Here is a 10,224-nt window from a genome sequence, read left to right on the forward strand (position 1 = left end):
TTGGCGCTTGTTTTGGCGCTAAATTCGACCCGCCAGCCGATTCACTCAGACTTTAAACTTCGCAGCATAATATCAGGGTGACTCAATCAGAATTCCGATACCGGCTTTTTGCAGGGACGCCAAAATTAAATAACTAACGCAGAAAGGAAAAGGATATAAAGTGATAGAGAAAGCTCTATTAGGTATTTGGGGCGTCATAGAGAAAAGGCCCAAAACGGTTTTGCTTGTTGCACAGATCCTGTTGATCGTCGCTATGATCGGCGCGAGCCAAGTCGAGAATTCCAACACCTACGCAGACTTCCTCAAGACGAGCTCACAGACTTACAAAGACTTGGTGGTGCTGGGGCAGAATTTCAGTGACGACCAGCTGGTTATCCTCATGGAAGGCGAAAACCTCCCCGAGGTCGTAACCGATCAGAATCTGGCGGCAATGAAGAAATTTGAGGACACTTTCAAGGGCAATCCGGACGTGCAGTACGTCATGACACCGGAGTTCATCCTCAGCATGGTAAAGGCCTCAGCAGTTGCCAAAAACCCTCAGGCTGCCGATGGTAAATCGAACGAATCATGGCTGATCGATCCTGCCACCGGAGGCCTGAACGGATCTGCAAGAGGCATCTTCATCAACGACAAAACCGGCTTGATGATACTGAGTTTCGAGGGAGGACTTGAATCTGAGGCCAAGAACGACCTGATCGAGGAAGCCAAAGACGCGGTTAAGGGGGCCGGTTTCGAGAACATCCAAATCACGGTCACCGGTTCCCCCATGATTATGAATTACCAGCTACAGGAGATTCCCAAGACCATTAACAAGATAATGGGGATTGCCATTATTGCCATGTTGATCGTAGTGGCATTTCTGTTCAAAGTCAGGGGGTTCTTCGCCTGGCGGTGGTTGGCCGTGGGTATCGTTGGCCTCGCGGTCATCTACACCATGGGTATCATGGGTTTTATAGGCTTGAATATGACCCAGGTTTCCCTGGCGGTCTATCCCATACTGTTCGGGCTAGGCGCGGATTACTGCATCCAGTTCTACAACCGTTATGATGAGGAACAGCGAAAGGGTTTGTCGGCGTCCCAGAGCGTGAGGAACACTCTGTCCCACATCGGCCCTGCCCTGGTCATCGCTATGTTCGTAGCCGCTGCCGGTTTTGCCTCCGTGCTGCTATCCTCATCCCCCATGGTGGCGGGCTTCGGCAAAATGCTCCTCATCGGTATTGGCGTGTGTCTGGTGGTTTCCATTGGGATATTGCTCCCCATCCTCTACCTGAGGGATCGAAAGCATGATGGTACCAACAAGCCTGAACCAATAGCCGACAGCGCTATCGATAAGGGAGCGTCATGGGTCGCTCACAAAGCGGTGAAGTATGTTGCCATCGTTTTGGTGATTGGTATAGCCCTATCAGCCTTCGGGTGGCATCAGGAGTCTAAACTGGAAGGCGGGGTTGGCTTGAAAGATTCCCTGGATAATGACCTGCCGGTAGTAAAGGACCTGCAATATCTGATGGCCCTGACCGGAGGGACCAGCTCGGCAGATATGGTGCTGACAGTTGAGGAGGGTAGGTCGGTTCTTGAGCCCGAGATCATGCAGTGGGTCATGGATCGCGAGAAGGCCCTCCTGGCAAACGACGGGCCCAACAATCCCAATAATCCCGGGCATTTCGCCGGTTCAGCAACCAGTATAGGAGACTACTTCGTGCGCACCCTCGGGGCGCTGCCCAAGGATGCGGCGACGGCAGATGCCTTTCTGAACAAGATTGACGAGAGGCTATGGATCAACCAGGTCTCCCGTGATCGCAGACACCTTCACATTTCGGCGAAGGCCAGTTCGGCAGAAGCTCAGGATAAAGCGATTATGAATGCCGACATGAATAGGGAGTTTGCCAACCCGCCGGAGGGAACCACCGTCCTGTTAAGCGGGAGCACTCTTCAGAATCCGAAACTGCTTGAGGATCTGGAGGACAGCCGTACCAAGTACACCTATATCGGACTGGGGTTCATCATCGCCGCGCTGCTGGTGGCTTTCAAATTCAAGGTCTCCAGAGTCGTGGTAGCCGCCCTGCCGGTTGTGCTTATCATGGGATGGTCTACTGCCATCATGTTTGCTCGCGGCATGCATGTAACCACGGTCATGGCGGTTATGCCGGCCCAGATCATGGGAATCGGCATAGAGTTCACCGTCCTGATCTTGATGCGCTACTATGAGGAGCGCGATAAAGGTGGAGCGGCTATGGATTGCATGGTCACGGCCATGAGCCGAATCGGACGGGCCATCATCGTCTCCGGACTGATGGTCGCCATAGGCTTCGGTTCGTTGTGGTTTGCCTTCGAGTTCCCCAAGATGACCGCGTTCGGGTGGATCACGGTGGCAGATATGATGCTGGTCATGATCAGTTCATTTGTCGTCCTGCCGGGAATCGTGGTCACCTTCGATAACTGGAGAGATAAACGCAAGAAGGCCGTCGAACCAGTCAAACAGACGGTTTCATGACAGAACTGACAGATTAAACCGCGGATTGTGTCCAGACAAGTTACGGATAGGTACACTCCTTATCAATCCGCTTCAGCACCAGGGGCTGCCTCTCTTTCGATGGAGGCAGCCCCTGGTAAGCAACTGGAGTTACGCTCGATATCAGTCTAATTCTGATTACCGATGGCTCTGCTGGTCCACCCTCCTTCGGAGGTAGGTCAATTCTGAAGAGATCAATTGAAACAGGTGGTGAGGATGAGCGAGAAAACCGCAAAAAGACCTCTGGATGAATTGGATCTGATGCTAATGAGGGAACTGGAAGTTGACGCCAGAAAGAGTGCCAAGGAACTCGCGGCCAAGTTGGGATCGAGCCATACCACGGTGGGTCGGCGGTTACAAGCCCTCCTGGACGAGAGAATTATTTCATTCGTTACCATCGCTGATCACAAAACTCTGGGATACTTAAGTCTGGTATTGCTGGGAATAAATGTCCGCCCGGGCAAAGCGGATGCCGTAGCTACCAAGATAGCCTCCCTCAATTATTCCAAAATGATCGGGTCAACCGCCGGCTGTTATGATTTGCTGGCATCGATAGTGATCGGAGGCCTTGAAGATATATGCGGACTTGTCTCCAATGACTTAGGTGCCATTAAAGATATCACCAACGTCGACTCCATGATCATCCTCGATATTTTTAAAAACGATTGGTCGTGTCTGACGGAGAAGGGCCATATCATCCAGCGTAATCCCACCAAAAGCTTTCTGGACGAATTTGAAAAATCCTTGATCCGCGAATTGGAATTGCAGCCCAGGGAGACCATTTCTGAACTTGCCAATAAACTGGGAACAAACCGGACCAATGTACGCAAGAGGCTAAACTCCCTCCTGGAGAGGGGAATTATTCGAATCGTCAGTGTGACGGACCTCTCCGCACTGGGTTACAAAATACGGATAACCGTACGCATGAAAGTCGATCCTTCTCGGATTCATGACATTGTCGAAAACCTGTGTGCTTCTCCGAATGTGACGCAGGTCGTGATGGTCACCGGGATGTTTGAGCTGTGCATGGTAGCGGTATTCAAAGACCAGGAAGAGGTGCATGACTTCATCCAGAATAGACTGGGCCGAATTCCCGGAGTGATCAGGCATGAGACGGTGCTAAATCTGAAGACCTACAAGCGTGGTTTTGGGCTGCCGCCTCTGCCCGGATAACAAGTAATAGACAGTAAAACGTTGACCTATCGGGTTTAACGAGGCTCTGAATAGGCCCCGAATCATGCGATAGTAATAGCGGATTGACTCAATTAGATACTTTGCGCGGACCGATCTGAAAGCCGCTGACATGCCGGACAATCTCACGATTCTGAACTTCCCTATTTTTTGTAGAGCACAATCTGACGGGGGAAATAGTTGAGAATGAAATACTCTGAGACCACTGGATCAGAGATTCCTCAGTATGTGTAACAAATGCCATAGCTACAAGTCTTTGCTTGGGCAGTAAAAAGCAATGATTGGAGGAGGAATGAACGAGGATTCATATGCCCAAAGACTTTCGGATTTCGTCGAAGGAACAGAGTTCGAAGATTTACCCGTCGAGGTTGTGGATTACACCAAGAGAATTATCCTCGACACGCTGGGATGTGCGATTGGCGGTTATACATTGAACAGGTCTAAACTCATTGTTGATGTTGCCAGAGAACTTGGAGGCAAGCCGGAGTCTAGCATACTGGTAACGGGTGACAGAGTCTCTTCCTCCGCGGCTGCATTCGCCAATGCAGACATGGCTAATGCCTTAGACGCTGATGACACGTTTCTAAACTACACGCATTTTGCCAATGTTGTGCTGGCTGATGCATTAGCCGTTGCCGAACGGGTCGGTGCTAATGGTAAGGACCTCATTCTGGCTGTGGCTCTAGGCTTTGACGTTGCTGCACGGATCAGCCTTTCGCTGACCTTCGCCGAATTGGCTGAGAATGGTCCTCGCTTGAAGATAGGACAGGTGACCGGCATGGGTTACATAACCATTGGGGGCGCTGTGGCAGCAGGGAAACTACTCGCACTGGACAGATTCAAAATGGCCGATGCAATAGGCATAGCAGGAAGTATTTGCCCGTCTCCTGCCGTAGGTAAGCTGGGAAGATCACCCAGATGGACAAGTCAAAAATACGCTCCCTATATGATCATGGGGCTTAGCGGAACGCTCGCCGCTTTGCTTGCTGCCAAAGGCTATCATGGGGATCGAACAATTCTCGACGGTGATGTCGGTTTCTGGCGCTTTCAAGGGGCGACGAGTTGTGCCTCAGAATTCATGGCTAACGATCTGGGCAGCAAATGGTGGATATTGGAGACCTCCGTGAAACCCTATCCAAATTGTCGGTACACTCACCCCGGCTTGGATATCTTCTTAAGTCTTATGGAGGAACAACAGCTGAACTCTGCGAACATCGAAAGCGTTACAGTGAGTGTCAATCCCGTTCTATGGATTCGGGCCGGTGTCTTTATCTGCACTAGGTCTCGATCCTCACGATATTGATACACCCCTCAACCTCCAGTTCAGTGTGCCCTATCTGATATCGCTCGCAGCGCTAGGTGTAAAACCAGGACCGGATTGGTATCACCCGGACAAGCTCACCGATTCTGAAGTAAGAGAGTTCATGGGAAAGGTCAAAATAGAGATAGACCCCAGGTCAGCCGCTGAGCTGGTGCGAGCGATACGGGAAGAGCCCACAAAGCGATTCCGAAAGTGTCCCGGATCCATCAGCGTGGTTGCTAAGGGCCGGACGTTTGATGCTGAAACAGACTATCTGCTTGGTGATCCCCACACTTCAAAAACAACTATGACGGACGATAGGCTGCGGGATAAATTCAGGACCTATTCGTCCGAAGTCTTGCCGCGGTCCAAGGTTGAAAAGGCCATCGAGACCGTCGACGCGTTGGAGAAACTCGGCAACGTAAACAAGTTGGTTGAATTACTGGTACGATGATTGTTGAAAATCTGTCAGGGTGCTGAAAAACGAGACCAGCAAGTCAATTCACGCAGAAAAATCGGATGGCGACTGAGGCTAGGTCTGTTTCTGACGGGGCATTCAGAGGCTGAATCAAAGAAAAACTGCTCTTCAATAGTCTGCAAGACCTCTCGGCACAAATTGATTACCGCGTCTTTGGCAAAGTTGAAAAATTAGAGGAGTATATGTGCCTCAAGACCTTTCCCAGGGAAGTCAGCAATTGGGCCTGCTCATCAGAATCGAGAACCTGAAAGGCATCACGAATGGCCTGGCTGTGTACGACCTTTTCAATAACACTCTCTCCCTTGTCGGTGAGATAGACGTATACTTCTTTGCGATTCTTTCCATCCCGTTTTCTCTCTAACAAGTTCGCCTTCTCCATTCTATCAAGGAGCCGGGTTGTTGTCGGTGGGCTGCACCCGAGCCAGTAGCTCAACTGAGCCATATTGACGGGATTTTGGGCTGCTTTGATGGCTATCAAAGTCGTTGCCTGGATAGGGCTGATCTGCATAGGCTTGAGTTCGCTAGCCCTTTCCATGCTCAGCATGTGCTTGGCCAGGTTAATTCGCATCCAGAGCTTGAAGGTTGGGTCGGAAATATCGATGCTCATGCGTCTTATTCTAGCGTTTGTTCCCTCAATATTCAATGCTTGTGACCAAGCCTCCCCATTCGTCGAAAGGGCCCCTAAGGCTTGTTGACAAGTAGTTGTTCGGCGTATATACTTCGTGTACGACAATTGTTAATTGATGCTAATGATTGTGGGATGGCAATGGTATTCACTGCAGCCCATGCTATTGGGTAAGCTCGTCAAGAAGCGATGCCTGATTTGAGCGGCCCATATGGAAGGAAACCATGGTGACGGTTGATGCCGAAATGAGTACAGGTATATCGACAGTTAATTGAACATCGTAACGGATCATCGTGCTGGATGACGGCATACGGTGCCATATTTATTGATCTGGATCATAGCGTGCAATCAGTTCGATGAAAGGGGGTGATAATACAGACAGAATAGGAATTCTCCAATCACGGGCAGATCGGGTTCCCGGGTGGTGTAGCACATATTGAGTATCGAAAAGGAAAATACGATCAGGAGGGTTGGAAATGAGAATGAGTGGAAATCTCTGGTACAGAGTTGCGATGCTAGTGTTGGTATTGGTATTGATAGTGCCCATCCTGGCAGCCTGTGGTGATGATGAAGAGGAATCCCCAACAGCTTCAGCAACGAATCCCGTGGCAACAACACCGGCAAAGACAACCCCTTCGGCAACGACTCCCACAGCGACGGCCTCTAAAGACCCGGTCAAGATCGGGGTTCTAATGTCATGGAGTGGTGCAATGGCTGCGGCCGGCACGTATGCGGACGCGTGCTTGAAGGTCATAGAACAGCAAATTAAGGACGAAGGAGGCATTTTGGGAGGCAGGCCTGTTCAATTCATCAAGCAGGATGACGCGGGTCAGGTCGCCGACACCTTCACCGGATTCAAAAAGCTGGTACTGCAAGAGGACGTGTCCGCTGTTGTCCTTGGCGGTGCAAGCGCATCGGCCCTTGTAGCTGCGTCCGACGCTGCAGAGGAGCATCATGTTCCGTTGTTCAGTATAGGTTCTTCTCCGGTAGACGCAGAGCTGGTTAACAAGCCATACACCATTCGCTGCGCCTCTCCGGATATCTACATTGTCGGCCAGGTGGGTATTGATTTCATAGTGAATGTTCTCAAGCCGAAATCGATAGGCTTTCTTATTGGGGACATGAAGGAAACGCGTGAACGCACGTCTATGATAAAGAAGGTAACGGAGGCTGCCGGTATCAAGACCGTGTCTGAGCAATACGTCGGGCTAGGCACCACCGACTTCAACCCATTCCTTACCCGTATCAAACGTGACAATCCCGAGGTCATACTGGCAGACAGCGGCGGTAGTGTGACGTTCTACGCTACGATCTACAAGCAATTACCTGAGCAAGGCGGCTTGGGCGATATCAAGTTTCTGAGCCTCAGTCCGGCCTCCACTAGTTCCAGCATCTTAAAGCTAGCCGAGTCCCTGGGGGAGGGGAGTTACCACTATGGCTTCTGGATACCCGGGACGGACAATCCCGGCACAAAGGAGTTTGAGCAGTATGGTGCCCAGTTACTCCCTGATGTTGCCCTATCATCAAGCCATGTAACGCAGTATAACGCTATAAGAACCGCGATTGAGGCTATAAAACTCGCCGGCTCGGATAAACCGGAAGATATCGCGAAGGCGGCCCGCTCGGGCAATCTGGTCTGGGAAGCACCGACGGGAACGCTCAAGTTTTTTCCTGATGGCAAACACAGTTTGACAGGCCAGTTTTACATTTTGGCAAATGGCACGCTTACAGAAGTAAAATAGTGGCTTCAATAGATGGGGGATGTCAGGTTCCAGTAGTATGGGTGATATGAGAGCACACGTTCTTGCCCAAGAGACGCCAGGATCGTTTGAAACTGGACACTGAGGTGCGGATTTGTTCGAGGAGCATCAGGGAGATCACGTGGGAATATCTGACATCCCCCTTAACCAAAGCCCATACCTGTCTTGACTCAGGGAGCCAATCTTATGCAGATTCCATTGATCTCACCGGAGTGCCAAACATGAGTGAACACGCAACGGAAGAGGATATGGGCAAATTCGATCTTACGTTGATCAGGGAAACAGAGATTGATGCTAAGAAGAGCGATGAGGAGGCAGCGAAATGGCGAGTTATCAAGTGCTCGAAAAACCTGTGTTGACGGACAGAGTGAAAAGGGTCAAGGATAGTTTTTTTGAAACCGAGGTCAAGCTGTCTTCGGAGCGGGTGAGGTTCCTGCTGGAGGCCTACCGCGAGGCCGGAGGAGAACCGATAGTCATAACCCGGGCAAAGGTATTGGATAAATACTTGCGGGGAATGACGTTGTACATTGACGAAAACCCCATTGTAGGCAGCCTCACTCAGTACCGCCGAGGTGTCAACCCCTATCCGGAGTATTCATCCAGCTGGTTCAAGAGGGTGCGGAAGAGCACTTTCGGAGAGTTGAACTTGAGTCCGGAGGACAAGGACATACTTGCTGCTGCTGGCGAGTATTTTCGGGACAAAGATCAGATGTCCAAAGCCGAAGAAATCTTCAGGGGTTTTACGGGGAAGGAGCGTCGCGGATTCGTCAAATATGGCGTATTTACTGATACTGTTGGCATCAGATTAGGCTTAACCAACGTGGACTATGGAAAAGTGCTCGACAAGGGACTGGAAGGTGTGATCAGTGAAGTAGAGCAATACCTGGCAAATCTCCCTGTGGTGTCGTACGAGGATTTCAAGAAGAGGGACTTCTACGTGGCGGTGATCATTGTGCTGAAGGCCATTATCGCCTGGGCCGATCGATATGCGGCTCTGGCTGATAGCATGGCGGAGAAAGAGGCTGATGCCAACCGGAAAGCAGAGCTGCGAAGCATCGCCGAAACCTGCCGGTGGGTGCCGGCCAAGCCGGCCGGAAGCTTCCGCGAGGCAATGCAGTCGTTCTGGTTCATTCATACGGTTGCATGGATAGAGGCCGCACAGCCGGGCATCGCCCCTGGGAGATTCACCCAGTACATGTATCCCTTCTACAGCAAGGATCGCCAGGCGGGGAATATCTCTGATGAAGAGGCGGTAGAGTTGATGGAGCTGCTGTTTATCAAGTTTTCGGAGATGGGCCAGCATCTGAGCGAAATAGAGGCCACCGGGATTCAGCTCCATACCGGCCAGACGGTGGCGCTGGGCGGATTCACCCGCGATGGTAAGGACGCCACCAATGAGCTGGACTTCCTCTTCCTGGAGGCTGAAAAGAACGTGCGGATGATTCAGCCGAGTACGGTGGTGGTGTGGCACAACAGGCTATCGAATGAATTCCTGATGAAATGCGCCGAGGTGGTCAAAATTGGCCTGGGGAAACCGGCCTTCATCAATGGGCACATTGCCGTGGAACGCGCTCTGGATCGCTGGAAATGCTCACTGGAGGAGGCACACGATATTTCGATTATAGGGTGTGTTCAGACGGCACCCTCCCATACTTCGGATACCGTCTGGGGGGCTTTAATCAATTTCCCCAAGGTTCTGGAGTTAACGCTCAACAACGGAATTGATCCCAGGTCCGGGAAGCAACTGGGGCTTCCAACCGGTAAGGCCGAAGATTTCAAAACATACGAAGAATTGACCGAGGCCCTGAAGACACAGTTGCACTATTTCATCAAGCTGTGCCGAGACATCATCCGCATCACCGAGAATGTCGATGCCGAGTATTTCCCCACGCCCTTTGCTTCTGCTCTGACGGATGACTGCCTGAAGCATGGCAGGGATATTCTCGGGGGCGGTGCCAAATTTGGCAGTGACTCCGATTGTATGGTGGGCGTGATAGATGTAGCGAACTCCATGGCGGCCATCAAGAAAGTAGTCTTTGAAGAGAAAAGCGTCACCATGAAGGAGCTGCTTGAAGCCCTCAAGGCAAACTTCGAGAGACACAAGGATCTGCAGCGCTTGCTCCTTGCCGCTCCTAAATACGGCAATGACGACAGCTATGCCGATGAGATGGTGACGTATTGGTATGATGAATTTTGCAGAGAAGAGCTGACCTACAAGTCCCGTCTGGGAAAGGATGACAACAGGCCTCATGAGGTTGTCGTCTCGATTCACAGCTGGTATGGGAATCTGGTCGGGGCGCTCCCCAGCGGCAGACTGAGTGGGGTTGCCCTAACTGATGGAAGCACGTCCGCTACCCCTGG

Annotated in this window: 8 protein-coding genes; 7 read left to right on the top strand and 1 reads right to left on the bottom strand. The window is 51.3% G+C overall.

The window, feature by feature from the left end:
- Window positions 1-160 precede the first annotated feature (160 nt).
- The 4 genes from PHV74_12010 to PHV74_12025 all read left to right on the top strand — a co-directional run bounded on the left by PHV74_12010 (window position 161) and on the right by PHV74_12025 (window position 5,454).
- A complete protein-coding gene (locus PHV74_12010; protein ID MDD5095080.1) occupies window positions 161-2,491 on the top strand; it encodes an MMPL family transporter in 2,331 nt (776 codons plus the stop codon).
- A gap of 234 nt (window positions 2,492-2,725) precedes the next feature.
- On the top strand, window positions 2,726-3,682 hold the full coding sequence (locus tag PHV74_12015; GenBank protein MDD5095081.1) for an Lrp/AsnC family transcriptional regulator: 957 nt from the start codon (window positions 2,726-2,728) through the stop codon (window positions 3,680-3,682).
- 310 nt (window positions 3,683-3,992) lie between these two features.
- Complete coding sequence (locus PHV74_12020; protein MDD5095082.1) at window positions 3,993-5,003, top strand: MmgE/PrpD family protein; 1,011 nt, start codon at window positions 3,993-3,995, stop codon at window positions 5,001-5,003.
- The gene (locus tag PHV74_12025; GenBank protein MDD5095083.1) at window positions 4,963-5,454 is read left to right on the top strand and encodes a hypothetical protein; all 492 of its coding nucleotides are present in this window, start codon (window positions 4,963-4,965) and stop codon (window positions 5,452-5,454) included. The genes PHV74_12020 and PHV74_12025 overlap by 41 nt, the downstream gene beginning before the upstream one ends.
- A 166-nt stretch (window positions 5,455-5,620) precedes the next feature.
- On the opposite strand, the gene PHV74_12030 is transcribed toward PHV74_12025, so the two are convergent.
- A complete protein-coding gene (locus tag PHV74_12030) occupies window positions 5,621-6,085 on the bottom strand; it encodes a MarR family transcriptional regulator (protein MDD5095084.1) in 465 nt (154 codons plus the stop codon).
- 494 nt (window positions 6,086-6,579) lie between these two features.
- Between PHV74_12030 and PHV74_12035 the strand changes: the two genes are divergently transcribed.
- From PHV74_12035 to PHV74_12045, 3 genes are all read left to right on the top strand, one after another.
- The gene (locus PHV74_12035; protein ID MDD5095085.1) at window positions 6,580-7,845 is read left to right on the top strand and encodes an ABC transporter substrate-binding protein; all 1,266 of its coding nucleotides are present in this window, start codon (window positions 6,580-6,582) and stop codon (window positions 7,843-7,845) included.
- Window positions 7,846-8,084: 239 nt separating this feature from the next.
- Window positions 8,085-8,222 carry a hypothetical protein gene (locus tag PHV74_12040; protein MDD5095086.1) on the top strand — a complete coding sequence of 46 codons (138 nt, stop codon included), beginning with the start codon at window positions 8,085-8,087 and terminating at the stop codon, window positions 8,220-8,222.
- A partial coding sequence (locus PHV74_12045; protein ID MDD5095087.1) for a pyruvate formate lyase family protein occupies window positions 8,186-10,224 on the top strand: 2,039 nt, incomplete at its 3' end. The genes PHV74_12040 and PHV74_12045, both read left to right, overlap by 37 nt.

Source organism: Dehalococcoidia bacterium, from assembly GCA_028711995.1.
Classification (GTDB): domain Bacteria; phylum Chloroflexota; class Dehalococcoidia; order SZUA-161; family SpSt-899; genus JAQTRE01.